The sequence below is a fragment of the Salinispora oceanensis genome (assembly GCF_000383575.1).
Taxonomy (GTDB): Bacteria; Actinomycetota; Actinomycetes; order Mycobacteriales; family Micromonosporaceae; genus Micromonospora; species Micromonospora oceanensis.
On sequence record NZ_KB911579.1, the window covers coordinates 3,172,336 to 3,197,289 of the forward strand.

Here is a 24,954-nt window from a genome sequence, read left to right on the forward strand (position 1 = left end):
TCGTCAAGGCAGCGGGATGGCCCGGCTGGCGCCGGACCATCCTCGCGGCTGTTGACGGCCCGTGGGGTTAGGTGATGCTGCGGAAGAAGGTGCGGATGTCGTTCGCCAGTAGTTTGGTGGCGTCCATCGCGGGGAAGTGGCCGCCTTCGGTGAACTCGCTCCAGTGGCTGATTGCCTGCCCCGGGTCCATCGCGCGGCGTAGGAGTGGGTGGGTGTTGAACACGGCCCATCCGGTCGGCACGTGGGCGGCCATGACCAGGTCGAGGCCGGAGTGCTCGGCCTCGTAGTAGAACTGGGCGCTCGACGCGCCGCTGCGGGTGAACCAGTAGAGGCTGATGTTGGTGAGGAGCTGGTCGCGGTCGACCGACTCGTCCGGGGTCTGGTAGGTGCCGTTGGCTCTGGTCTTGAACTTTTCGGCGATCCACGCGAGCTGACCGACCGGCGAGTCGGTGAGGGCCGCGCCGATGGTGTCGGGGCGGTGGTTGTGCATCAGGAGGTACCCGCGATCGGCTGCGTCCTCGGTGCGTACCGCTTCGATCTGGGCGATCTCGTCCGCGGAGAGGCCGTCGGGGTAGGGGAACTTGTCGCCGACCAACCCGAGCAGGTGGGGGTCGATGCCGAGGTGCGTGCCGATAACGCGCTCCGGGTATTCGGCGGCGAGGCGGCCGGTGGTGCCGGAACCGATGTCGGTGCCGTGGGCGGCGAACCTCTCGTAGCCCAGGCGCGTCATGATCTCGGCGTAGGCCGCCGCGGTCCGCGCCAGTTCCCAGCCGGTCCCGGACAGCGGGGTGGAGAACCCGAAGCCGGGCAGCGACGGGATGACCACGTGGAACTCGTCGGTCAGCAGTGGGATGAGGTGCTGGTACTCGACGAACGAGCCGGGCCAGCCGTGGTTCAGCATCAGCGGGGTGGCCTGCGGGTTCGTCGATCGTACGTGGACGATGTGGAACGTCTGGCCGTTGACGACCGTCGTGACCTGTTCGAACTCGTTGAGTTTCGCCTCCTGCGCCCGCCAGTCGAACCCGTCGTGCCAGTACTCGGCGAGTTCCTTCAGGTACACCAGCGGGATGCCGCGGCTGAAGTCGGTGCGGTCGTCGCGGCCGGGCGTCGGGTTCGGCCAGCGGGTGTGGGCCAGCCGGGTGCGCAGGTCGTTGAGGTCGGCCACTGGGATGTCGATGCGGAACGGGGTGAGCGCGTTGTTCTCGTGCATGACACCGACGGTCTCAGGCAATGCGGCAGGTTAGCTTCCGCGATTGCCGAGAGAGTGGAGAAAGTAGTGGAGACCTCGGGTCGGTGTCAGCGGAGCTGGCGGTCGATTTCGGCCAGCTCCTCGGCGGTCAGCTCGAGGTTGTCCAGCGTGGCGAGATTGGCCTCGAGTTGGGCGACGCTGCTGGCGCCGATGATCAGGCTGGTCATTCGGGGATCGCGTAGGGCCCAGGCGAGTGCGAGCTGCGCGAGGGACTGGTGGCGACGTTGGGCGATGGCGGCGAGGCCGCGGATGGTGACCAGCCGTTCCGGGCTCACGTCCCGCTCGGAGAGGTGGACGCTGGTGCGGACCCGGGAGTCGGCCGGGATGCCGTCGAGGTAGCGGTCGGTGAGCAGGCCCTGGGCCAGCGGGCTGAAGGAGATGCAGCCCGCGCCGACCTCCGCGAGGGTGTCGAGCAGGCTGTCCTCCTCGGTCCAGCGGTTCAGCATCGAATATGACGGCTGGTTGATCAGCAGCGGGGTGCCCAGGTCGCGCAGGATCGCCGCGGCCCGCCGGGTCTGTTCGGCGGTGTAGTTGGAGATGCCGACGTAGAGCGCCTTGCCGGCCCGGACGACGGCGTCCAGGGCGCCCATCGTCTCTTCCAGCGGGGTGTCCGGGTCGTACCGGTGGCTGTAGAAGATGTCGACGTAGTCCAACCCCAGGCGGCGGAGCGACTGGTCCAGCGAGGCGACGAGATACTTGCGGGATCCCCACTCCCCGTATGGACCGGGCCACATCAGGTAGCCCGCCTTGCTGGAGATGACCAGTTCATCGCGGTACGGCTTCAGGTCCGTGGCGAGCATCCGACCGAAGTTCTCCTCGGCGGCGCCCGGCGGTGGGCCGTAGTTGTTGGCGAGGTCGAAGTGGGTGACCCCGAGGTCGAAGGCCCGGCGGACGATGTCTCGTTGCCGCTCGAAGGGGCGGTCGGGCCCGAAGTTGTGCCACAGGCCGAGCGAGATCGCCGGTAGGCGGAGCCCACTGGCCCCGCTGCGCCGGTAGGTCATCTGGTCGTAGCGGGTGGCGGCGGCCTCGTAGGTCACGATCAGGAGAGTAGCCGTTGGCCGGGTCAGGCGAGTTCGCGGGCGTAGCAGACGGAGAGTGACTCATCCTGGTACGGACCGAAGTTCGCGATGCGGTGGTAGCCCTCCCGTTCGTAGAAGCGGATCGCGTCGGGTTGGGCGGGGCCGGTCTCCAACAGCAGGGTCCGTACGCCGGCGGTGCGGGCGGTGTCCTCCAGGGCTTGCAGGATTGCGGTCGCCACGCCGGTGCCGCGGGCTCCCGGCTCGACGTACATCCGTTTGATCTCGGCGGATTTGGTGGAGAGGAAGCGGAGGCCCCCGCAGCCGAGCGCGGTGCCGTCGTGGTCGCGGGCGACGAGGAAGACGGGGACGCTGTCGGCGGTGGGCGGGGCGCCGGGTTCGTGGTCGTCGCTGTGGTAGCGCGCGTCCAGTTCGGCGCGTTGCGCGGCCCGCAGTCGGGTGCTGTCGGTGGACTCCCACGGTTCGGGGTGGACGGAGATCACGTGTCCTCCTTGGTTTGGGCCGGTCGCACCCCGGGTGGGGAGCGCTCGTAACAAGCGTTACCGTAACGTACGTTACGACAGGGAGCTGGCGCGGTGGGTGCGGGCCGGCCGGAGGGAATCGGACCGGGGAGGGTGGATGGCCAGCCGACGTGATCGCGTTGACCAGCGGCTACGCCTGTCGGCGGCCACCTGGTCGGTGCTCGCCGAACGCGGGCTACCCGGTCTCACCCTGCGCGCCGTCGCAGAACGGGCCGGCTGCACCACCGGGATGGTGCTGCACACCTTCGCCGACAAGCAGGCCCTGCTGGTGCACGCGCGCGAGCTGCTCCACCAGCGCACCGGCCAGCGGGCCGACGCCGCGCAGGCCGCCGCCGAAACACCCGGGATGGCGCTGCGGGCCGTACTGCTCCAGGCCGCCGCCCCGACCGCGGAGCGTCAGGAGGAGGCGCGGGTATGGGTGGGCTTCCTGGCCGCCGCCTTGGCCGACCCGGTCCTGGCCGAGCTGCACCGCAACTACAACCGCCGGTTCGTCGATCGGGTTCGGGGGCTGGTTGCCGCGGTCCGGCCCGACTGGCCCGCGGCGGACTGCTCGTCCACCGCCACTGGGCTGGTGGCCCTGGTCGAGGGGCTGAACACGCTGACCGCCATCGACCCGGCCACCTACTCCCGGGCGGCGCAGCGCGTCGCCCTCGACGCCGCGCTCGCCCGGCTCGGCCCGGCTGCTGCCGACCACCCATCCGGGTGAATAGCGGACCGGAACGCGACGCGGACCGGCGCGGCACGGGTTTGACTGGCAGGCGTGGACAGCGCAGCGCTGGTGCGGGCCTACGACGAGCTGCTCGCGGAGGTGGCCGCGGGAGGTTTCGGCCCGGCGCCGCAGGGGCGGCTCGACGCCGAACAGATCGTGGCCCATCTCGTCGCGAACGACGAGCTGATGATCGAGGCGACGGAGGCGGTCCTCGCCGGCTCGCCATTCGCCTACTACGACCTGGAGACGATGCACCGGCCCCAGGTCGATGCGCTGGTCGCCGAGCTCGGCGACCTCGACGCGTTGGACGCCCGGTTGCGCACCACCAGTAGCCGGCTGGTGGCCCTGGTCGATCGGCTCGGCCCGGCAGCCGGCACGCCGGTCGACACCCACCTGCGGGAGGGCTACGACCTCGCCGTGGACGGCCCGCTGCCCTGGGGGCGGGTGCTGGACCTGCATGCCCGGGTTCACCTTCCCAAACACCAGGCCCAGCTCAGAATGCTCCGGGTGACCGAGTAGCCGGTCAGCCGAGCTGCCACTGCTGGTCGGGGGCGTCAACGCAGGTGATCTGCCGGATGTCGGTGCCGGCGTCGGGCCGGCTGCCGTCCGGGTACGCGCACCGGCCGCTGTGTAGCGCCGCGATCAGCACCGACCCGCCGGTGGTGGGTACGAGCTGCCACTGCTGGTTGGCCTCGCCGTGACAGGGATACTGCTGCAGCCTCGCCCCGTCGTCGGCGTTGGCGCCCTCCACGTCGAGGCACATGTTCGAAGCCTGGTTGACCAGGCTCACCAGGCCGGGGCCGATGGAGTTGGGCAGCCACCGCTGGCGGGGGTCGGCGCCGTGGCAGTCGAGGAGTTTCGCGGTCGCCTGCGCGCCGTCTCCGTCCACGCCCAGGCACCGGCCCGACGCCACCTGGCGGAACGCGGTCGGGCCGGTGGGGATGGCCGGCGGGGAGCTGACTTCCTCGGTCGGTGGGGCGGAGTTCGGGGAGTTGGCTGCCACGGTGGGCGGGGCGGGCGGCTCCTGTGCCGACGCGGTTGTTGCGCCGGTTGGCGGGGTCGCGGCCGCCGCCGGGACGGCTGGAGCGCCGTCGCCCCCCGGGCCGCCGAGGACGAAGAACCCCCCGAGCAGGAGGCCGGCAACGCCGATGAGCACCGCCCCCCACAGCAAGGGATCGCGGGACAGCCGGGGGCGGGTGGGGCCGGGCCGGCGGTAGACGGTGCCGGCCGGATCGGGGCGTTGTGCGGAGGGGGACATGCCGGCATCCTGGCCCACCAGCGGGGGCCACGGCTAGCCGGCCCGGCCGCATCGCCGTTCAGTCGATGACTTGGACGTCATCCGAGAACGCGACCCGGTCGCGGACCATCCCCGCCTTCGGCCCCGGAATCGGGTAGTACCAGACCGCGTCCGGGCTGATCTGGCCGTTGTGTTCTAACGTGTAGTAGGACGCGGTTCCCTTCCACGGGCAGACCGTCTGCGTGTCAGACTCCCGGATCAGGTCGTCGCGCAGCGTCGAGCGCGGGAAGTAGTGATTTCCCTCGACCAGCACGGTGTCGTTGCTCTCCGCGATCAGCAAGTCGTTCCACACGGCCTTCGGCATGACCCTACGCTAGGCCGCTGTCCGCAAGTCAGGTGGACATTCTGGCCATCGGCCACCATGGACGTCCAGCGTTGTGGCCCGGTTGGGCTTAAAGTGATCTGATGAATGCCGTGCGTGATCATGATCAGGCGGTGGTCCAGCTCCGGCGCTCGTACGCGGCCGTGCGGCCGGGACAGCCGGTTCGGCTCGCCAAGCGCACATCCAACCTGTTCCGCCCGCGTGCGGCACCGCGCGCGCCGGGCCTTGATGTTAGTGGCCTCGGCGGTGTCCTCCACGTTGACCCGGTGGCTCGCACCGCCGACGTGCAGGGCATGTGCACGTACGAGGACCTGGTTAACGCGACCCTGCCGCACAAGCTGATGCCGCTGGTGGTGCCGCAGCTTCGTACCATCACCCTCGGCGGGGCGGTGACCGGCCTGGGTATCGAGTCCACGTCGTTCCGCAACGGGCTGCCGCACGAGTCGGTGATTGAGCTGGACGTGCTCACCGGGGCCGGGGAGGTCATCACCGCCCGCCCGGAGGGGGAGCACGCCGACCTGTTCACCGCCTTCCCCAACTCGTTGGGCAGCCTCGGCTACGCGACCCGGCTGCGGATCGAGCTGCAACCGATCGGCCGGCGGGTCGCGCTGCACAATGTGCGGTTCAACCGGCTGGAGGAGCTCGCCGAGGCGATCGGCGAGGTCATCGTCACCCGCTCGTGGGCTGGGGTGGCGGTGGACGCGATGGACGGGGTGATGTTCAGCCCGGACGAGGCGTACCTGGTGCTCGCCACCTTCACCGACGACCCCGGGCCGGTCAGCGACTACACCGGTCAGGAGATTTACTACCGGTCGCTGCAGCAACGTACCCAGGACGCCCTGACCGGGCACGACTACCTGTGGCGCTGGGACACCGACTGGTTCTGGTGCTCCGCGGCGTTCGGGGCGCAGCACCCGGTGCTGCGCCGGGTCTGGCCGGCGCGCTGGCGGCGCAGCGACTTCTACCACCGGCTGGTCCGGTTGGAGCACCGCCATCAGGTGGCCGCGCGGATTGACCGGTGGCGCGGCCAGCCGGCGCGGGAACGGGTGGTGCAGGACGTGGAGATCCCGCTGGGGCGCACCGCGGAGTTCCTGCGCTGGTTCGCCAGCGCGGTGCGAATGACCCCGGTCTGGCTCTGCCCGTTGCGGCTGCGGGAACCGAGCGGGCCGGGATCGGCCCGGTCCTGGCCGCTGTATCCGCTGCGGCCGGGGCAGGACTACGTGAACATTGGGTTCTGGGGAAGCGTGCCGATCGCCGGGGGTGCCGCCGACGGTGACATGAACCGGGCGATCGAACGCAGGGTGTCGGAGCTTGGCGGGCACAAGTCGCTCTACTCCGACGCGTACTACGACCGGGAGGTGTTTGACCGGCTCTACGGCGGCGACACCTGGCGGGCGGTCAAGGACCGCTACGACCCGGCCCACCGGCTAACCGGACTGTACGAGAAGGCGGTAGCACGAGCATGAGTCTGATTGATCGACAGCAGGAGTCGGCGAGCGTCTCCGCGGCCGCGCCGAAGGCGGCCGGCAATCGGGGACGCACCCTGGCCGACATCATTCGGGCGCTGACCACCGAGCCCCTGCCGGTGCGGATCACCGGGTACGACGGCAGTTCCGTCGGCCCGTCTGACGCCGGCATCACCCTCACCATCCACACCCCGCGCGGCCTGTCCTACCTGCTGACCGCCCCGGGTGACCTGGGGATGGCCCGGGCGTATGTCAGCGGCGACCTTGGCCTGTCCGGGGTGCATCCGGGTGACCCGTACGAGGCGCTGCGGGTGCTCAAGGACGAGGTGCGGCTGCGGATCCCGCCGGTGCCCGAGGCCCTGGCCCTGGTCCGGGGTCTGGGCTGGGAGCGGCTGCTGCCGCCGCCACCTCCGCCGCAGGAGGCGGTGCCCCGGTGGAAGCGGGTGTTGGGCGGGCTACGCCACTCCCGGATCCGGGACAGCAGCGCCATCTCGCATCACTACGACGTGTCGAACGCCTTCTACGAGAAGGTGCTCGGGGAGTCGATGACGTACACCTGCGCGTTGTTCCGCTCGCCGCAGGACTCGTTGGAGACGGCGCAGGCGGCCAAGTACGACCTGGTGGCGCAGAAGCTCGCGGTCAAATCCGGGATGCGGCTGCTGGATGTGGGCTGCGGGTGGGGCGGCATGGTCCGGCACGTGGCCCGCGAGTACGGCGTCCAGGCGCTCGGGGTGACCCTCTCCAGAGCACAGGCCGAGTGGGCACAGGCCGCGATCGAGCGGGAGGGGCTGACCGGGCTGGCCGAGGTGCGGTACCTCGATTACCGGGACACGCCGCGGGAGCAGTTCGACGTGGTGTCGTCGATCGGACTGACCGAGCACATCGGGGTGCGTAACTATCCGGAATACTTCGGCTCGCTCCGGGACCGGCTGCGGCCCGACGGTCGGCTGCTCAACCACTGCATCACCCGCGCCGACAACCGCGCGCCGCACCGCTCCGGCGCATTCATCGACCGATATGTCTTCCCGGACGGCGAGTTGGCCGGGCCGGGCCGGGTGCTCTCCGAGATCCACGACGTGGGCTTGGAGGTGCAGCACGAGGAGAACCTGCGCCGCCACTACGCGTTGACGCTCGCGGCCTGGTGCCGCAACCTCGTGGCGAACTGGGACTTCTGCGTCGGCGAGGTGGGCGCGGGAACTGCCCGGGTCTGGGGCCTGTACATGGCCGGATCCCGGATGTCATTCGAGCGCAACGCCATCCAGCTGCACCAGGTGCTGGCGACGCGGACCAGCGCCGCGGGGGTGACGAGCTACCCGCTGCGGCCGGACTGGCTGCCCTGACTCCGGTGCTGCCGGCGGTCTCCGTAAGGCGACCGCCGGCAGCACCCCGTACCCGCCCGGGCTCCACCGGACCTGGTGGCTGTCCGGGACCGCGGCCACTAGCCTGGAGCGGCTCGAAAGGGAACGGGGGAGTCGTGCAGAACCGACGTGTCGTCGTGCTGGTCGCCGTCCTGGTGTCGACCTTCGCGTTGCCGCTCTCGCTGACCGGGGCCTCGGTGGCGCTGCCGGAGATCGGGCGGGGCCTCAACGCCGACCTGGCCGGGGTGCAGTGGGTGGTCAACGGCTACAACGCCACCTTCGCCAGCTTCATGCTCGCCACGGGCGCCCTGGCCGACCTGGTTGGTCGGCGGCGGGTCTTCGCCGTCGGGCTTGTGATCTTCGCCGGGGCAGGGCTACTCGCGAGCGCCGCCGGCGACGTCCTCCTGCTGAACCTGTTGCGCGCAGTCGCCGGTGTCGGTGCGGCTGCCGCCGCGACCAGCGCGGGGGCGGTGCTGGCCAACACGTTTCAGGGGCGGGCCCGGACGCGCGCGTTCAGCGTCTTCGGGATGGCCATCGGTGCTGGCCTGGCTTTCGGGCCGACGATCGCGGGGCTGCTGATCGACCTTCTGGGGTGGCGGGCGGTGTTCGCCGTGCCCGCGTTGGTGGCGGTGGCGGTGCTGCTGCTGGTGCCGTGGCTGCCGGAGTCGCGTCAACCGCACGCGGGCCGGCTCGACTGGGGTGGGACCGTCTCCTTCACCGTCGCGCTACTACTGTTGATCTTTGGCTTCGTGCAGGGGCCGGCGTACGGCTGGGACGATCCGAGGATCGTGGCCGCCTTCGCGGCGACGGTGATCCTTTTCGTGGCCTTCGTCCGGGTGGAGCGGTCTCACCCCGAGCCGATGTTCGACCTGACCCTCCTGGCCAGTCCGCGCTTCGTCGGCATCTGTCTGGCGGCGGCGACTGTCGTCTCGGTTCTGGTGCCGCTGCTGGTGTATCTGCCGTCCTACCTCACCACGGTGGTCGGGTTGACGCCCAGCGCCGCCGGCCTGACCCTGGTCCTGCTCACCGCGCCGACCGTGGCGTTGCCGCTGCTCGCCGGGGCGTTGACCCGGTGGGTGTCGGCGTCGGCGGTGATCGTCGTCGCCGTCCTGTCGGTCGCCTTGGGAGCGGCGTGGGCGACCGTGCTCGCCCCGACCAGCGGCCCGGCTGACCTGGCCGGCCCGCTGCTCGTGATCGGTACCGGCATCGGGTTGTCCATCGGGCTGCTCGACGCGCTCGCCATCGGTAGTGTCCCGCCGCATCGGGCCGGCACCGGCGCCGGGATGATCAATACGGCGCGATTGGCGAGCGAGACCGTCGCCATCGCGGTCGTCGGGGCGGTGCTGGCGAGCACCACCGCGGGTCGGCTCGCCGATCCTGGCTTCACCAGCGGGCTGCGGACGGTGCTCTGGGCGATGGCCGGTGTGGCGGCGCTCGCCGCGCTGACCGTCGCGGTGCTGGTCCGCCGCGATCGACGCCAACGCGACCAGCCGGGCTTGCGTGAGGGGGCGGGGCGCGGGCTTTGACGGTCGTAGGCTGGCTGGTGAGATTTCGTCCGCCGGCGACGGTCGAAGACCGGCTGGTGGGATCTCGCCAGTGGATCACAAGTCTGGGAGGTCCGGCAGGTGCTCATCGTCGCCGGAAGTATGTACGTCGACCCGGAGGATCGAGAACGCTACCTCGCCGGGTGCCTTGAGGTCGTGACGGCTGCGCGGGGCGCGTCCGGCTGTCTCGACTTCACGATCAGCGGGGACCTGGTCGAGCCCGGCCGGATCAACGTGTACGAGCGCTGGGAGACCGAGGAGCAGCTGCTGACCTTTCGCGGTGCCGGCCCAACCGAGGAGCAGCAGGTGGCGATTCGAGACGCGAAGATTTTTCGGTACGAGATCTCTGCCGTCGAGACGCCCTGACGAGGCCGGTCCGCCTATCGTCTAGACCACTCCGTCGATCGGACACATTGTTTGCCGTAAGCCGTCCCCCGCGGGGTTACACCAGAGTTATTCCTGGTGACACCCCCGAATGGTGGCCTACGCGGCGGAGGGTCGGCGTGGCGATGACTGGCTCGACGGGTTCGACGTGGCGGTACCGGTGGGCGTACCGGCAGAACGAACGGCGACAGCGGGTGTTCCGCGAGGCCGACGGGGCGTGGCGGCGGCGGGACGAGGAGCTGCGGCGCCTACGAACCCTCGCCGAGGAGCTCGGTGGCTCGGTTGACGCGGGTGCGGGTCTCCCGATCGAACTCGACCCCGGGGAGACGGTCTGTTGGGTGCTGCCCGCCGCCCAACTGGTTGAGGTACGGCGTGCGGTGGTGCTTCCCGCACCCGAGCTGACGGTCACCCTGCAACCCGGTCCGCTGCGCAGGCGGCGCTCGGACAGCGTGCGGATCGCGGACACCGGTATCGCCGTGATCACCAACCATCGGCTGGTCCTGCTCGGTGGGCGCGGCCGGCGAGACTGGGCGTACGGAAAGATGACCGGTCTGGCGCACGACCCCCGCGCGCCGGTGACGCTGATCCAGGTGCTCGACCGGCGGCGCGCCTCCGGCCTGCTGCTGCCCGCGGATGCGGCGGCCGACTTCCGGTTCAAGCTGAGTGTGGCCTTCGCGGACGCGATCGAGCAGCGGGAGGCGGTGCTCGCCCAACTCGACGAGGCCCTCGTCGAGCACGCTCAGGGCAAGCCGCTTCGCCCCGCCGTTGTCACGCCCGCGCAGGCGCGGCTGACTGGGTTCGTCCTCGGTGGCGCGCGGACGGTGGCGGTCGCCGCCGGGATCGCCCTGTTGGTTCCGGCGGCGTTGATCGTCTCTGCCCCGTCCGCCCCGTCCGACTCGATCCGGACGGAGGTGGCGGCGGCGACGGCCGGGGACGCGACGGAACCGCCAGCGGTAGTCGCCTCGGCTACCGCTACCACCTCGGCGAGAGCTAGTGCCTCGGCTACCGCTGTCACGGCCGCCGGTGCGGGTCACGCCGAGGCGGGGCCGCCAGCACCGACGCCGATCGCGGCGCCAGACCTGTGTGGCGCCCCGACCAACCCGCTGGGGTACGGCTTCTGCGCTGGGGACCCGATCCGGAAGCCGGCCGCCGAGGTGTGTGACTGGTTCGACTGCGTGCCCGGATTCTGGGCCGGCCGGGGGTATCTGGTGCAGTGTGGGAACAGTTCGGTCAGTCTCGCTGGCGGCAGCCTGCGCGCCTGTGGACAGCACGGCGGCGTCTGGCGCACTGTCCGGGCGTTGAGTCCGTAGTCAGGATGAGGTCCCTCTGGGGCCGCTTCGGCTAACTGCCGAGGCTGTACCCGCCAGCAGGGGACGACCGTATCCAATCCCAGATGTGAAACGTTGTGCTGTACGTGACGGCGACCTCACCCCGCCTCGTGCGTGGTCCCCGACTGCCCTGGCGGTCCCGGTGGGCCGACCGGGAAAACGACCGGCGACGGCGTGTCCATGTGGCCGAGGCTGCTGCTTGGCGCCGCCGTGCCGACGAGCTGACCCGGCTGCGGGTTGAGGTCGGCCTGCTTGGGTCTGGCCGGCCGAGGAGCGTGCCGGTGCAACTCTGCCCCGGTGAGGTGGTCCACCGGGTCTTCCCGGTCGTGGAGTTGGTCGAGGCCGTCACCGGGAACGTCGGCCGGCTACCCGTGCCCGGGCGGGCGGTGGACCTGGCCGGCACCGACCAGCCGTCGCGTCCGCTGCCGCCGGAGATTCGGGCGGTGGAGGCCGGCAGCGGCGTGGTGACCGACCGGCGCGTGATCTTCCTCGGCCGGCACCGACAACGGGACTGGTGGTTCGAGGAGTTGGTCGCCCCGGCCCACCATCGCAGTTCGCCGCTGACCCTGCTGCCCACCGTTGACGGGTCCCCGGTGGCCGGGCTGCTGGTGGCGCGTCCGGTGACCGTGACCTTCCGCTTCCACCTCACGCTGGCCTTCGCCGATGGTCTCGGCAACCGAGATGCGGTCGCCGCCTGCCTGGATGAGCTGGTCGCCAAGCACCAGCGCACTCGGCCGACAGCGCCCCCGGTCGCCCTGCCGGAGCAGGCACCGATGCGGGCCCGGTTGACTAACCGCCGGTGTGTCAGCGCCGTAGCGGCGGTCGCCGCGGCGGTGGTGTCTGCTTTTGTTGTCGCCCCCGGGGTGGCAACACTGCCGCCGGCCGCGCCGGTGGCCGGGCTCGACCGGTCCGAACCCAGTGCGGCCTCTGGCCCGGGCGGCCCGGCCGGCCCAGCATCGAGCAGCCGCCCGATGCCCCCCGCGTCGCCGCAGCCCCCCGCGTCGCCGCAGCCCCCCGCGTCGCCGCAGCCCCCCGCGTCGCCGCAGCCCGCCGCGGTGCCGCCGTCCGCTGCGGTGCCGCGATCCGCCGGGGTGCCGCCGTCCACCGTGGTGGTGCCGTCGGCGCCACCCCCCGTTGAAACACCGGTACCGCACCGCCCCGAGCCGTCGCACCATGCCGATCGGCCGCACCACCCCGATCGGCCGCACCACCCCGATCGGCCGCACCACCCTGAACGGCCGCACCGCTCCGGGGACGGGTGGGACGCCAAATGCGAGTGGCACTGCGGGCCGAAACGCCGGAATGACCGGTCGTCCTCGGTCGGCCAGGACGGTCGGTCTAGCGGGTGGGAGCCCGGTCGCGACCGCGTCGCCGGGCGGGATGGGACGGGAGACCAAGGCGACGGACGCTCGCACGGCGCGACGAATCTGTCGTAGCCCGCTGGCAGGGTCCGAGCATGCTGTTGACCTCGCTGGCCGAAACCGATCGAGCTTCCCTGGCCGAGACCGACCGGGCCGCACTGGCCGAGCACGACCCGGCGCTGCTGACCGACATCGACCGGGCGTTCCGCGCTTCCTGGTCGACCGAGACCTGCGATCCGGTTGATCTGCCCTGGACTGCGACGAACCCGGCCCGTGGGCAGTGTGGCGTTACGGCGCTCGTGCTGCGTGAGCTGATCGGCGGCGAGCTGCTGTGCGCAGTGGTGCTGCGGCGGGACGGGTCCCGGCAGGGCATGCACCTGTGGAACCGCCTCCCCGGAGGGGTGGAGATCGACCTGACCCGGGAGCAGTTCACGGTGGACGAGATCGTGCAGGAACCGGTCGTGCTGGGGCTGGGGCCGCTACGCCGCTGCGTCCAGCAGTACGCGCTACTCCGGCACCGGGTGCGCGGCCTGCTCGGCCTGCCGCCGGACGGAGTGGTTCACGCCTGACCCGGCGCCTGGTAGGTGACCGGCGTCTGCGCTGCTTCGTCGATCTCCTCTGGCGTAATCAGCGGGATGACCTCGGCTCTCACTCCACCCGTCGCCTGGGCGGCGATGCCGAGCGCGGCGGTGGTCATGTTGTCCGGCACGTCGCAGGAGACGAAGAGGTCGTGTTTGCCGATCGCGAAGTACAACGACTCCACCCGCCCGCCCGCGTTTTCGATCAGCGCCCGGACCACCTCTGCCCGTGCCGTTCCACCCTGCTCACTCAGCCCTGCCATCCCCTGGGCGGTATAGGTCGCTTGAAAGAGATATTTCGCCACGCCCCTACCACCTTCCCGGGCACCCGCGGCCCGGTCCATTGGTACCCGCTCGCCACCCGGATACGCCTCAGTCGCTTGGCTGTTCGCGGACCCGGTGGCGGGCGGAGGGTCGCAGGGCTCAGGGCTGTGTCCGCGGCCCGGGACAAACGGGGGTGTGGGTCGCCGCGTCGTACGCCGGGTGGATCATCGCTGCGTGGCTGGCGGTAGTACGCCGTACCGGAGCAGGACGGTGTCGAAGTTGTCGAAGGCGCGTACGCCCAGGCGTCGGAGCGAGACCGGGTGCTTGAACAGGGGGGTGCCGCCGGCGAGGGCGGCGGGGCCGAGGAGCACGTGGATTTCGTCGATCAGACCGTGCTGGAGTAGCCCGTTCCAGGTGGCCCGGCTGGCCCAGGTGACGATCTCTCTGCCGTCCTGTTCCTTGAGCTTGGCGATTTCGGTGGGGGCGGCGGCCCGGCTGATGATGCGGGCGTTGTCCGCCCAGGGGTGGTCGGCCGGCGGCGGGGAGGCGTGGTCGGAGACGACCACCTTGTCGACCACGTTGTAGATCTTTGAGAACTCCCGGTCGGCCTCGAAGGCGGAGCTGTCGTCGGCGACGCCGGGCCAGTAGCTGGAGAACATCGCGTAGGAGTTCGCGCCGAGCAGTACGGTGTCGGCGGCCTGGATCCGCTCGAGGTTGTAGGTGCCGAAACAGTTCTCCATCGGCACTGTGACGCCGCCGCCGGGGCCGTCGTAGAAGCCGTCCATCGACACGGCACTGACCACGATGAGTTTTCGCATTCCGCTCCCTTTCGGTGCTCGCTTCTCGGCTACCGGGAGGGGGCGCAGCTGGGCCCGCGCCCTCCGCTCGGTCGTCGGGGTTCGTGGGTGGGACGGAGCGGGAGTGGGGATTTCGACATCACCGCCGGGGTCGGCCACGCCGTGACGAGGAACACCTGCCGGTGGGCCTCTGCGAGCGTCAAAACCGACGGCGAGTTGTCGGTGGGGAGGGCTACTCTTCCTGCGGTTCCGCTCTTCCCTGGCCAACCGCCGCCCATGGCGGGTGCCCGTGGCGTGCCTGCAGCGACCTCCCTTCGGTCGAACCGACATCAGGAGTATTCGTGACACAACAATCGGTCGCGTCCCCCCAACCGGGCGCGACATCGGACAAGCTTGACGCCGCGGTGCTCAAGGTGGCGGGCGTGGTCGTGCTTGGCGCGATCATGTCGATCCTCGACGTGACGGTGGTCAGCGTCGCGCTACCGACCTTCCAGAGTGAGTTCGACGCGTCCTACGCCCGGGTCGCGTGGACGATGACCGGCTACACCCTCGCCCTGGCCACGGTGATCCCGCTGAGCGGGTGGGCAGCCGACCGCTTCGGCACGAAACGCCTCTACATGATTGCCCTGGCCCTGTTCACCATCGGGTCCGGTCTCTGCGCCACCGCGGACACGATCAGCGAATTGATCGCGTACCGGGTGCTGCAGGGCCTCGGCGGCGGCATGCTGATGCCGATCGGTATGACGATCATGACCCGGGCGGCGGGGCCACACCGGATCGGGCGGTTGATGGCCGTCCTGGGCATCCCGATGCTGCTCGGTCCGATCGGTGGTCCGATCCTGGGCGGCTGGCTGATCGACGTGGCGAGCTGGCACTGGATCTTCCTGATCAACCTGCCGATCGGGCTGCTCGCCCTGGTCTACGCGCGGCTGGCCCTCCCGAAGGACGCGCCGGAGCCGTCCGAGTCGTTCGACTTCCTCGGCATGCTGATGCTCTCCCCGGGGCTGGCGCTCTTCCTCTACGGCGTCTCCACGCTGCCCGAGGTGGGCACCTTCGCCGACCCCGAGGTGTGGGTGCCGATGCTGCTCGGCGCCGCGCTGGTGGTCTCCTTCGTCCGTTACTCGTTCAAGCCCCGGCACCCGCTCCTCGACCTGCGGCTGTTCCGGAACCGTAGGTTGACCATCGCGTCGGTGACGATGTTCGTGTTCATTGTCGCGTTCATGGGCGCGGGTCTGCTCTTCCCGAGCTACTTCCTGCAGGTGCGCGGGGAGTCGACCCTGCACGCCGGGCTTCTCATCGCGCCGCAGGGCATCGGTGCGATGGTGACGATGCCGATCGCCGGGACGCTCGCCGACCGGGTGCCCGTGGGGCGAACGGTGCCGTTCGCGTTGGTGCTGATCGCCGCCGGGTTCTTCACCTTCACGCAGGTCGGCCCAGAGACCTCGTACCTGTTGATCTGTGGCTCGTTGTTCGTCATGGGCCTGGGCATGGGCGGCACGATGATGCCGATCATGACCTCGGCGCTGCGGACGCTGACCGGGCCGGAGGTAGCCCGCGGCTCTACCCTGGTGAACATCATCCAGCAGATCGGTGGTTCGGTCGGCGCGGCGGTGATGTCGGTGATCCTCACCAACGAGTTGAACGGGTCCCGGCCGATCCCCGGCCTGACCGGTCCAAACGGTGAGCCGGTCACCGAGGCGGGCCTTGCGATCGCCGCCCAGCGGCAGCCGGAACTAGCCCAGCAGGTCCCCGACCCGACGCTCATCGAGCGCGGGCTCGCCTTCGCCGCCGACTCCTTCGCCACCACGTTCTGGGTGGCCTTCGCGCTGGTCCTACTCACCTTCATCCCGGCCGCGTTCCTGCCCCGGCGGCGGGATCGGTCACAGTCGCGCGATGACCAGCCGGGCGAGCCGAGCACCCCGGTGGGTGTTCACTGAACTCCCCGGTGTCGGGGTCACCGCGGTGACCCCGACACCGGGCCTCGCCCGGGTCCGTCGGGGCTGATCACCGGGTCCCGCCCTCGCGGGCCACGGCCCTTCGCGCCACACCAGGCGGTGACAGCCCAGCCTGCCGCCGCCCAGCCGGTAACGTCGGCGCCGCTGACGAGGGGAGGTACCAGGTGGCGCGCGGTGGTGTCTTCTGTATCGAGGGCCAGTGGCACCGGGACCTCAACGAGCGCGGTTCGGTGCTGCCCACCCTGGAACTGCTGGAGCGACTGAGCCGGATCCGGTTTATCCACAAGGACGCGGCGACCCGGGACGAACTGTTCTACTTCGTTGACCGTTGGCTGCTCAAGCAGTATGCCGACTACCGGGTCGGCTTCTTCGCCACCCATGGGGAGCCCAGCCGGCTGCGCCTGACCGACTGGGAGTCGGTGGCCCTCACCGACGTGGCCGAGCTGATGGCTGGCCGCGGTGAGGGGCGGCGTCTCTACTTCGGCAGCTGCTCGGTGCTGCGCGCCAACGACGCGGTGCTGCGAGCGTTCCTGGATTCCACCGGTGCGGCCCTGATCTGCGGCTTCACCCGGGAGGTCGACTGGGTGGAGTCCGCCGCCTTCGAGACCGTACTGCTCGACGTGCTCGCCAACGGGCAGCGGCACAACGCGGCTGAACTACGAATGGGTTCGGCGCACTGGGCGCCGCTCGCCTCGTACCTCGGCTTCCGGGTGATCTACGCCAACGGCCGCTCCTGGCGCCCGCCGGTCCGCCCCCGGGTGCCCGCTCAGCCCGCCCGTCCGCCGCGCCCGCCGACCATCAGGCCGACGGTGTCGGGTCAGTAGGCGGCGGTGAAACGGGTGTTCTCGTGCCGTGGGTTCTCGATCTCGTCAACGATCGCGACGGCCATGTCCTGGTAGCTGAGGACCGACCGGCCCTCGTGATCGGTTACCGGGTGGTCCCCGCCGGTACGGTAGTGCCCGGTCCGGGCGCCGGGGTGGAACTCCAGTGGCGGTGGTGACACGTACGTCCAGCGCACCCCGTCGGCCGCGGACCGGTAGTACGCCAGGGCGTCGGCCTGGCCCAGCGCGGCGTCCCGGTACTCCTGGGGAAAGTCGGGCTCGTCCAGGAACCGGCCGCCGCGCGGGGTGCAGAGGGTGGCCCCGCCACCCAGGTGGATGATCCGGGGCGGGTTTGGTGTCTCACGTACCGCGCTGACCAGCGTTCGCGCCGCGTCTAGCCAGAGGCTGCGTTCCCCGCCACCGATCGCCACCACCAGCGCGTCCGCCTCCGGGGCCAACTCCCGTACGCTCCGCTCGCTGGTCGCGTCCCCGGTCACCACCTGCACTCCTGCCGGTAGGTACGAGGTGGCCTCTGGCCGACGTACCGCAGCGGTGACCCGGTGCCCGCGGTGGAACGCCTCCTGGGTGATCTGGAATCCCGCGGTTCCGCCCGCCCCGAAGACGACGATGTTGCCCACGCCCTCAGGCTAGGGATGCCGCCCGGCCACCGCCCGGGGAACGCCCATCTCGACCCCGGGCGGCCACGTCGCCGCCAGGCAGTGCGGCCCCGCTGCCCCCGTCGTCACGGCTGCGCTGCCCGGGTGGTTTGCGGTGCCGGTTCGGTCGGCCGTTGTTTGTCGGGGTCGGGCAGTAGCCTGGCGCGATGCCGGATCAGCACGATGGGGTAACCCTCCGCGACGAGGACTGGTATGGCGAGGAAATCGCCGAACGGCACTACATCGGCTGCCATTTCGAGCGGGTCGACCTCACCGAGGCGACCACCCGGGGGGCGCTCTTCACCGGTTGCACGTTCGGGAACGTCAGCTTCAACGCCTCCCGACACGTCAACACGGCCTTCACCCGCTGTGTCTTTCGCCGCTGCAACTTCTTCGCCGCCGAGTTCACCGGCTGCAAGCTGGTCGGCAGCACCTTCGACCAGTGTGACCTGCGGCCGATGACGATCGTCGGTGGCGACTGGTCATTTGTCGCGCTGCCGGGCGCCGACCTGCGCGGCGCGCGCATCGTTGACGTCCGGATGCGCGAGGCCGACCTGACCCGAGCGGATCTGAGCGGCGCGACGGTCACCGGGGTCGACCTGTCCGGGGCGCAGTTGCAGCACGCGAAGCTATCCCGTGCCGACCTGCGTCGCAGCGACCTCACCAACCTTGATCCGGTCGGGGTGGAGCGGGCTGGGGCGATCGTCAGCGCCGAGCAGGCGGTGGTGCTGGCCCAGACGCTCGGCTTTCAGATCGGCTGACCCGGGCCTCCCGGCAGCCGCACCGCAACGCACCGCGCCGTCCCGACCGGAGCCGCCCGGTGGTCGTGCCGCGCTGACCGGGTGAACCGGTCGAGTGGCCGCGGGACGGGATAGCGTGGGAGCAATAGATCGATCACGGAGGATGGGAGTCGTTGATGACCGAGCAGGTGCAGGACAGTCCCACGGACTGGGTGGCCGACCACATCGCTCGATACGAGCGAACCGACGGCGCGGACGGGCACGAATTTCGGCCCGGCGTGTTCACGCTGCTGTTGACCACCCGGGGGCGGAGGAGCGGTTCGCTGCGGCGTACCGCGCTCATCTACGGACGCGACGGCGACGCGTACCTGCTGGTCGCCTCGCAGGGGGCGCGCCGAAGCATCCTTCCTGGTACCTCAACCTGCGCGCTGATGAGCGGGTCGAGCTGCAGGTCGGTGCGGAGCGGTTCGCCGCCCGGGCGCGGGTGGCGGGCCCGGAGGAGAAGCCGCGGTTGTGGGCCACGATGGCGGCGATCTGGCCAGATTACGACGACTACCAGGCCCGGACCGACCGGGAGATCCCGGTGGTGGTCCTCGAGCGGAGCTGACCGTCCGTCTCCGCCGTAGCACGGTGGCCCCGACCCGTGGGCCGCAGCACTGGTTTTCACCCGATCAGGTACGGGCTGGCGGCCCGGGATGACGCAGGCCCCCGCCAAGGGGCACCGTTGGCGTGCGGGACCCAACGCGGTCCCGGGCCACGGCGGCGATCGCCGCCGGTTCCCCGGCCCCATCTGCGGCCGGTGGCGAATCCCAGGACCATGAGGAGCTCCGCCATGCTGACCATGACCGACAACGCCGTGCTGGTGATCCGAGACCTCGCCAATCAGCAGGACGTCGCGAATGACGGTGGGGTCCGGATCGCCGCCGACCCGGAGGAGGGCTCGCTCACCGTGCAACTGGTTGAGGGCCCCGCCGACGGTGACCAGGTGGTGGACAACCAGGGCGCCCGGATCTTCCTCGACTCGGACGCGGCCCAACTGCTCGGGGATGCCGCCGTGGACGTGACCGTTGACGAGGAGGGCATCGTGCAGTTCGGCTTCACCGAGCAGCCATGACCCGAGCTTCCCCCGGTGCGTGCGAGCGCCCGGCGTCGGGGCGTCCGACCGGACCCGGCGCTATCCCCGGACCCGGCGCTCTCCGCTGACGGGCCCCTACACCCGAGCGCCCCACCGCTGCGCAGGGCGGCGGTGGGGCAACGAGTGCACGGTGCCGTCCGACCCGCGTCGGTACGTCGCCGCGCTCTGGCCGTCTCCCACCAGCGCAGCCGTACGGCGGTACACCAGCGGGGACTTGGCGAGACCGGGTCAGTGCGGCCGGGCTGGAGGTCGCAGGGCCGGTCGGGCAGACTCTTCCCGCTCAGCGCGGGCGCAAACGGCGGGACAGCGGCGAAAGTACGGACCGCGCCGAACCGGCCTGACCGGCCGGGTTCGGGGTATCCGCGGTGGGTGGACCAGCCGACGATCGCCGACTACGGGTTCCTGTCCGACTGTCGCTCCGGCGCGCTGGTCGGTCGGAACGGCTCCATCGACTGGTGGTGCCCGGATCGGTTCGACTCTCCTGCGGTGTTCGGGCGGATCCTCGATCCCGAGGCGGGCCACTGGCGGCTGGCACCGGTCGACGCGGACCGTCCCGGGTGGCGGGTGGAGCGCGCGTACCGGCCGGAGACCCTGGTGCTGCGTACCGTCCACCACACGCCGCAGGGGAGCGTCGCGGTCACCGACGCGCTCGCCGCCGAACGCGGGGCGCGGGGGCACCAGCTTGGCCTGAACTCCCCCGCGGTGTTGCTGCGGTGCGTCGAGGGGCTCTCCGGGCGGGTGCGGCTGGCGTCGGAGTTCGTGCCCCGTCCTGACCACGGACTGCTCACCCCGTACCTGCACGACCAGCCGGGCGGGACGGTGCTGGCCGTGGCCGGCGCGACGGTGGTGGAGCTCTGCTCGGATTCGCTGACCCTGCGCGCCGGGACGGACCGGGTGCATACCGAGTTCGAGGTCGCGGCTGGAGAGACTGTCGGCTTCGCCGCCGGCTATCGGGCGGCGTACGGTGCGCCGTCGGTGCGGCTGAATCCGTCGGCCATGCTGGCCGAGACGGTGCAGGCGTGGGAGGCCTTCCGGGAGACCCACCGCTACCAGGGGTGCTACCCGGAGCTGGTGCGGCACAGCGCCGTCGTACTGACCGGGCTCACCTATGCCCGCAGTGGCGCGGTCGCCGCGGCGCTCACCACCTCCCTGCCGGAGCAGCTCGGCGGAGACCGCAACTACGACTACCGGTACGCCTGGCTACGCGACTTCTCGATGACGCTGCGGGCCCTCTGGGTGGCGGCCTGTCCGGCGGAGGCATCCCGGTTGTTCACCTGGGCGGCGCATTCGATCGGTCAGGTCGGTGCCGAGCCGGTGCCGGTGCTCTTCGGGTTGGCGGGGGAGCGGGACATCTCCGAGCATGTCGCGGAGCACCTGCGCGGGTACGCGGACAGCCGCCCGGTGCGGTTCGGCAACGACGCCTGGCGGCAGCGGCAGCTCGACGTACCCGGTGAGGTGGTGGCGGCGGTGTGGCGCCTGCACCACCTGCTCGGCGACCCGCTCGACCACGAGGTGCGCGAGATGGTGTGTGGGCTGACCGAGCAGGTCGCCGAGACCTGGCAGCTACCGGACCGGGGCATGTGGGAGACCCGGGACGCGGACCGGCACCACCTGTCGTCGAAGGTGCTCTGCTGGGTGGCGCTGGACCGGGCGGTGGCGTTGGCGCCCCGGCTCGGTGAGCGCGCGGACCCGCGTCGTTGGGCGACGATCCGCGACGAGATCCGGGACACCGTGCTGCGGTCGGGGTGGAGTGAGCGGGCCGGGGCGTACACCGGGGTGTTCGGCTCCGACGAGCTGGACGCCTCCGTGCTGTTCCTGCCGGTGGTGGGCTTTCTGCCGGCCACCGATCCGCGGATGCGGGCCACGATCGACGCGGTGGAGCGGGTCCTGGGTGCCGGGGGCGGGCTGATCCGACGGTGGGAAACCGATCCGGCCGGCTTCCTGCTCTGTAGTTTCCTACTGGTCGAGTGCCTGGTGCTGGCCGGGGAGCGGGAGCGTGCTGGGGCGCTGTTCGAGCGGGCGGCCGGGTACGCCAACGATGTCGGGCTGCTCAGCGAGCAGATCGACCCGCACACCGGCGTGCAGCTCGGTAATACCCCGCAGGCCCTGTCCCACATTGGTTTGATCAACGCCGCCTGGCGGTTGACTGATCCGACCACCGACTAGGGCGGCCCGGCGAGTTGTCGGCTTCCGTCGGGTGTCCGGCAGAAACCGGACACTGGTGTGGGTCGATAGCTACAAGTAATGTCTTGCCTCCAACGCGTGCCCCCGACCCTCCCGGAGGCGTACACCACCATGGGTGGCTTCCCCCTGCGTATCCTCGTCGTCGGTGCGGGTCTCGCCGGTCTTGCCGTGGCCCGGGCGCTGCAGATGGCGGGCTTCCGACCGGACCTCATCGACAAGCTCTCCCCCGGCGACCTGGTAGACAGCGGCCTCTACCTGCCGGGCAACGCTGATCGGGCGCTGCGCCGGCTCGAACTGGACGGCCCGGTCCGCCCGCTCGGCCAGGTGATCCGCCGGCAGTACTTCCGCGACGCGACCAGCGCGCCGCTGTGTGAGGTCGACCTCGACGCGCTCTGGTCCGGAGTCGGCCAGTGCCGGGCGTTGCTCTGGAGCGAACTGCACCGCGTTCTGCTCACCGGTGCCGGGGGAGTCGTGCGGTACGGAGTTGGGCTCGACGCCGTTGACCTCTTCCCGAGGACCGTCGGCATCACCTTCGCCGACGGTGAGACCGTCGAGTACGACCTGGTGATCGGCGCCGACGGTCCGCGATCCGAGGTCCGCGCCCTCGCCGCGCTGGGCGGTCCGCCCCGCCGCACTGGCCAGGTGGCCTACCGCGCCGTGGTGCGCGACGGACCGCCGGTAACGGAGTGGACCGCGTTGCTCGGCCACCAGACCGGCTTTCTGATCGTTCCGGTCGGCCCCGGTCGGCTGTACTGCTACGCCGACGAAACCGGTGTCGTCGCGCCGGCCGACCCGTTGACCCGGCTCGGTGAGTTGTTCGGCGACTACGGTGGACCGATCCCCGAGGTGCTGGACTGTCTGGGACAAGTGCGGGCCACCGTGACCGAGGAGGTCGAGCTGGGCCGTTGGCACCGGGGGCGGGTGCTGTTGGTCGGGGACGCCGCGCACGCTACCGCGCCGACCCTGTCGCAGGGGGCCGCGATGGCGCTCGAGGACGCCGTCGTGCTCGCCGAGTCGCTGCGGAGGTCGACCGGTGACATCGACGCGGCGCTGACGGCGTACGAGAGCCGCCGCCGCCCGCGGACCCGATGGGTGCGGGACCGGACCCGGGACCGCAACCGGACCCGGGACGTCGCACCGGCGTTGCGGGACCCGTTGCTGCGGGGGAGGGGTGGGCGCATCTTCGGCGAGCACTACCGGCTGCTTCTGGGGCCGCTGTGAGTCCGTTCGGCTGCTCGCCCCGAAACGGGTAACGGACATGGGACTCGTGTCCGGGCAGAGTACCCGGCCACCCCACGCAGCCGGGCGACCTGTCGGGGACTATCCTCCTTGCGGATGACGGCCGCTTTCCGCACAGCGTGCCGAGCGGGACAACCCAGAACCGGAGGCCACTCGTGACCACCGTCGCACCCAAGCCGGTCGTGACCCGGCCCTGGCCGGTCCGAGAGCCGGTTCAGGGGTCGGCTTTCGCGCGGCTGCTGCGCACCACGGACGCGAAGCAGATCGGGATCATGTATATGGTCACCGCGTTCGCGTTCTTCATGATCGGTGGGCTGATGGCCCTGATCATGCGGGCCGAGCTGGCACGGCCCGGGCTGCAGTTCCTGTCGCCGGAGCAGTTCAACCAGCTGTTCACGATGCATGGCACGATCATGCTGTTGTTCTTCGCGACGCCGATCGTCTTCGCCTTCGGCAACTACCTCGTGCCGATCCAGATCGGCGCCCCGGATGTCTCCTTCCCGCGGCTGAACAGCTTCGCCTACTGGCTCTTCCTCTTCGGTGGCACCCTGACCACCGCTGGCTTCATCACGCCGGGTGGCGCTGCTGACTTCGGCTGGTTCGCCTACACCCCGCTGAGTAGCGTGGAGCACTCGCCGGGCGTGGGCGCCAACATGTGGGTCGTCGGTCTGGCGATCTCCGGTCTGGGCACGATCCTCGGCTCGGTCAACATGATCACCACGATCCTGACCCTGCGTGCGCCCGGCATGACCATGTTCCGGATGCCGATCTTCACCTGGAACATGCTGGTCACCAGCCTGCTGGCGCTGCTGATCTTCCCGCTGCTCGCCGCCGCGCTCTTCGCGCTCGCCGCCGACCGCATCCTCGGCGCCCACGTGTACGACCCGGCGACCGGCGGGCCGCTGCTCTGGCAGCACCTCTTCTGGTTCTTCGGGCACCCCGAGGTGTACATCATCGCGCTGCCGTTCTTCGGCATCATCTCCGAGATCATTCCGGTCTTTTCCCGCAAGCCGATCTTCGGCTACAAGGGTCTGGTCGCCGCGACCGTCGCCATCGCCGCCCTGTCGATGAGCGTCTGGGCGCACCACATGTTCGCCACCGGCCAGGTGCTGCTGCCCTTCTTCAGCTTCCTGAGCTTCCTCATCGCCGTCCCCACCGGCATGAAGTTCTTCAACTGGATCGGCACCATGTGGCGGGGGCAGATCAGCTTCGAGTCACCGATGCTCTTCGCGATCGGCTTCCTGGTCACCTTCCTCTTCGGTGGTCTCACCGGGGTGCTGCTGGCCAGCCCGCCGCTGGACTTCCACGTCTCCGACTCGTACTTCGTGGTGGCGCACTTCCACTACGTGCTCTTCGGCACGATCGTCTTCGCCGTCTTCGCCGGCATCTACTTCTGGTTCCCGAAGATGTTCGGCCGGATGCTCGACGAGCGGCTGGCCCGGGTGCACTTCTGGCTGACCATGGTCGGCTTCCACACCACCTTCCTGGTGCAGCACTGGCTCGGTAACGAGGGCTTCCCCCGACGGTACGCCGACTACCAGGCCATCGACGGCTTCACGACGCTGAACATGATCTCCACGGTGGGTGCCTTCATCACCGGCATCTCGACCTTGCCGTTCATCTACAACTGCTGGAAGTCGTACAAGTCGGGTCCGGTGGTCGAGGTCGAGGACCCGTGGGGGTACGGCAACTCGTTGGAGTGGGCGACCAGCTCGCCGCCGCCGTTGCGCAACTTCGACCGGATGCCACGGATCCGCTCCGAGCGGCCCGCGTTCGACCACAAGTTCCCCGAGCTGGCCACCGGCCAGACCCTGCCGGCCGGCCCGGCAGAGGGTGGGGTCAAGCCCCTGACCAGGGAAGCCGACGGTGGCGCCAGCCAGGACGTGGCGGGCGACCAGGACCGCAACTGACGCTTCGCCGTACGTACCGACGACGGGCGCCGCTCCGGGGAACACCCGGGCCGGCGCCCGTCGTCGCAGAGCGATCCCGCACAAGTCGCCATACTGTCG

The 24,954-nt window shown here is 70.5% G+C and carries 24 protein-coding genes and 1 pseudogene; 17 read left to right on the forward strand and 8 right to left on the reverse strand.

The genetic code is table 11. The features are described from left to right. Positions 1-67: 67 nt before the first annotated feature. From SALPAC4_RS0114855 to SALPAC4_RS0114865, 3 genes are all read right to left on the reverse strand, one after another. Positions 68-1,210, reverse strand: coding sequence for an epoxide hydrolase family protein (locus SALPAC4_RS0114855; RefSeq protein WP_019870997.1), 1,143 nt, complete (start codon positions 1,208-1,210; stop codon positions 68-70). An 86-nt stretch (positions 1,211-1,296) separates the two neighbouring features. Then, positions 1,297-2,292, reverse strand: a complete 996-nt coding sequence (gene mgrA, locus SALPAC4_RS0114860) for an L-glyceraldehyde 3-phosphate reductase (RefSeq protein ID WP_026323239.1) — start codon at positions 2,290-2,292, stop codon at positions 1,297-1,299. 20 nt (positions 2,293-2,312) lie between these two features. Beyond that, a complete protein-coding gene (locus SALPAC4_RS0114865) occupies positions 2,313-2,768 on the reverse strand; it encodes a GNAT family N-acetyltransferase (protein ID WP_019870998.1) in 456 nt (151 codons plus the stop codon). A 136-nt stretch (positions 2,769-2,904) separates the two neighbouring features. Between SALPAC4_RS0114865 and SALPAC4_RS0114870 the strand changes: the two genes are divergently transcribed. Continuing rightward, positions 2,905-3,513, forward strand: a complete 609-nt coding sequence (locus SALPAC4_RS0114870) for a TetR/AcrR family transcriptional regulator (protein WP_019870999.1) — start codon at positions 2,905-2,907, stop codon at positions 3,511-3,513. 54 nt (positions 3,514-3,567) lie between these two features. Beyond that, complete coding sequence (locus SALPAC4_RS0114875) at positions 3,568-4,035, forward strand: hypothetical protein (RefSeq protein WP_019871000.1); 468 nt, start codon at positions 3,568-3,570, stop codon at positions 4,033-4,035. A 4-nt stretch (positions 4,036-4,039) separates the two neighbouring features. Here the strand turns inward: SALPAC4_RS0114875 and SALPAC4_RS0114880 are convergent, their stop codons facing one another. Together SALPAC4_RS0114880 and SALPAC4_RS0114885 are read right to left on the reverse strand one after the other, a co-directional pair. Then, positions 4,040-4,774, reverse strand: a complete 735-nt coding sequence (locus SALPAC4_RS0114880; RefSeq protein ID WP_027644477.1) for an RICIN domain-containing protein — start codon at positions 4,772-4,774, stop codon at positions 4,040-4,042. 58 nt (positions 4,775-4,832) lie between these two features. Continuing rightward, a complete protein-coding gene (locus SALPAC4_RS0114885; protein WP_019871002.1) occupies positions 4,833-5,117 on the reverse strand; it encodes a DUF427 domain-containing protein in 285 nt (94 codons plus the stop codon). Between the two features lie 101 nt (positions 5,118-5,218). Here SALPAC4_RS0114885 and SALPAC4_RS0114890 point away from each other — a divergent pair, with 101 nt between their 5' ends. From SALPAC4_RS0114890 to SALPAC4_RS0114920, 7 genes are all read left to right on the forward strand, one after another. Continuing rightward, positions 5,219-6,601: an FAD-binding oxidoreductase gene (locus SALPAC4_RS0114890; RefSeq protein WP_019871003.1), complete on the forward strand. Its 1,383-nt coding sequence runs from the start codon at positions 5,219-5,221 to the stop codon at positions 6,599-6,601. Then, a complete protein-coding gene (locus tag SALPAC4_RS0114895; RefSeq protein ID WP_019871004.1) occupies positions 6,598-7,941 on the forward strand; it encodes an SAM-dependent methyltransferase in 1,344 nt (447 codons plus the stop codon). Before SALPAC4_RS0114890 ends, SALPAC4_RS0114895 begins: the two co-directional genes overlap by 4 nt. Positions 7,942-8,075: 134 nt before the next feature. After that, the gene (locus tag SALPAC4_RS0114900; protein WP_019871005.1) at positions 8,076-9,485 is read left to right on the forward strand and encodes an MFS transporter; all 1,410 of its coding nucleotides are present in this window, start codon (positions 8,076-8,078) and stop codon (positions 9,483-9,485) included. A gap of 99 nt (positions 9,486-9,584) precedes the next feature. Further along, entirely contained in the window at positions 9,585-9,869 is a 285-nt protein-coding gene (locus tag SALPAC4_RS0114905) for a putative quinol monooxygenase (RefSeq protein WP_018729724.1), read from the forward strand. Between the two features lie 137 nt (positions 9,870-10,006). Continuing rightward, positions 10,007-11,197: a hypothetical protein gene (locus SALPAC4_RS0114910; RefSeq protein ID WP_027644476.1), complete on the forward strand. Its 1,191-nt coding sequence runs from the start codon at positions 10,007-10,009 to the stop codon at positions 11,195-11,197. A 104-nt stretch (positions 11,198-11,301) separates the two neighbouring features. Beyond that, positions 11,302-12,651, forward strand: coding sequence for a hypothetical protein (locus SALPAC4_RS0114915; protein ID WP_397537956.1), 1,350 nt, complete (start codon positions 11,302-11,304; stop codon positions 12,649-12,651). 20 nt (positions 12,652-12,671) lie between these two features. Further along, the gene (locus tag SALPAC4_RS0114920) at positions 12,672-13,145 is read left to right on the forward strand and encodes a YunG family protein (protein WP_019871007.1); all 474 of its coding nucleotides are present in this window, start codon (positions 12,672-12,674) and stop codon (positions 13,143-13,145) included. Here the strand turns inward: SALPAC4_RS0114920 and SALPAC4_RS0114925 are convergent. Both SALPAC4_RS0114925 and SALPAC4_RS0114930 read right to left on the reverse strand, forming a co-directional pair. Continuing rightward, complete coding sequence (locus SALPAC4_RS0114925; protein ID WP_027644474.1) at positions 13,136-13,459, reverse strand: GYD domain-containing protein; 324 nt, start codon at positions 13,457-13,459, stop codon at positions 13,136-13,138. The two genes, SALPAC4_RS0114920 and SALPAC4_RS0114925, sit on opposite strands and share 10 nt — an antisense overlap. A gap of 183 nt (positions 13,460-13,642) precedes the next feature. Then, positions 13,643-14,236: a dihydrofolate reductase family protein gene (locus tag SALPAC4_RS0114930; RefSeq protein ID WP_019871008.1), complete on the reverse strand. Its 594-nt coding sequence runs from the start codon at positions 14,234-14,236 to the stop codon at positions 13,643-13,645. A gap of 320 nt (positions 14,237-14,556) precedes the next feature. On the opposite strand from SALPAC4_RS0114930, the gene SALPAC4_RS0114935 reads away from it, so the two are divergent. Together SALPAC4_RS0114935 and SALPAC4_RS0114940 are read left to right on the forward strand one after the other, a co-directional pair. Further along, positions 14,557-16,152 carry a DHA2 family efflux MFS transporter permease subunit gene (locus SALPAC4_RS0114935; RefSeq protein WP_027644473.1) on the forward strand — a complete coding sequence of 532 codons (1,596 nt, stop codon included), beginning with the start codon at positions 14,557-14,559 and terminating at the stop codon, positions 16,150-16,152. Between the two features lie 182 nt (positions 16,153-16,334). Continuing rightward, complete coding sequence (locus SALPAC4_RS0114940) at positions 16,335-16,994, forward strand: DUF6642 family protein (RefSeq protein WP_019871010.1); 660 nt, start codon at positions 16,335-16,337, stop codon at positions 16,992-16,994. Here SALPAC4_RS0114940 and SALPAC4_RS0114945 read toward each other — a convergent pair. Next, a complete protein-coding gene (locus SALPAC4_RS0114945) occupies positions 16,988-17,629 on the reverse strand; it encodes an NAD(P)-dependent oxidoreductase (RefSeq protein ID WP_019871011.1) in 642 nt (213 codons plus the stop codon). The two genes, SALPAC4_RS0114940 and SALPAC4_RS0114945, sit on opposite strands and share 7 nt — an antisense overlap. 185 nt (positions 17,630-17,814) lie before the next feature. Here SALPAC4_RS0114945 and SALPAC4_RS0114950 point away from each other — a divergent pair, with 185 nt between their 5' ends. The 6 genes and pseudogenes from SALPAC4_RS0114950 to ctaD all read left to right on the forward strand — a co-directional run bounded on the left by SALPAC4_RS0114950 (position 17,815) and on the right by ctaD (position 24,855). Further along, a complete protein-coding gene (locus SALPAC4_RS0114950) occupies positions 17,815-18,408 on the forward strand; it encodes a pentapeptide repeat-containing protein (RefSeq protein WP_018734884.1) in 594 nt (197 codons plus the stop codon). A 155-nt stretch (positions 18,409-18,563) separates the two neighbouring features. After that, positions 18,564-18,994, forward strand: a pseudogene (locus tag SALPAC4_RS26615) (nitroreductase family deazaflavin-dependent oxidoreductase). Between the two features lie 225 nt (positions 18,995-19,219). Then, positions 19,220-19,501 (forward strand): adhesin, encoded by a 282-nt coding sequence (locus SALPAC4_RS0114960; protein ID WP_019871013.1) that lies wholly within the window; start codon positions 19,220-19,222, stop codon positions 19,499-19,501. A 390-nt stretch (positions 19,502-19,891) separates the two neighbouring features. Beyond that, entirely contained in the window at positions 19,892-21,688 is a 1,797-nt protein-coding gene (locus tag SALPAC4_RS0114965) for a glycoside hydrolase family 15 protein (protein WP_019871014.1), read from the forward strand. A gap of 129 nt (positions 21,689-21,817) precedes the next feature. Further along, entirely contained in the window at positions 21,818-22,927 is a 1,110-nt protein-coding gene (locus tag SALPAC4_RS0114970) for an FAD-dependent monooxygenase (RefSeq protein WP_027644472.1), read from the forward strand. A 173-nt stretch (positions 22,928-23,100) separates the two neighbouring features. Then, positions 23,101-24,855 carry an aa3-type cytochrome oxidase subunit I gene (gene ctaD / locus SALPAC4_RS0114975; RefSeq protein ID WP_019871016.1) on the forward strand — a complete coding sequence of 585 codons (1,755 nt, stop codon included), beginning with the start codon at positions 23,101-23,103 and terminating at the stop codon, positions 24,853-24,855. The last annotated feature ends 99 nt before the right edge of the window (positions 24,856-24,954 follow it).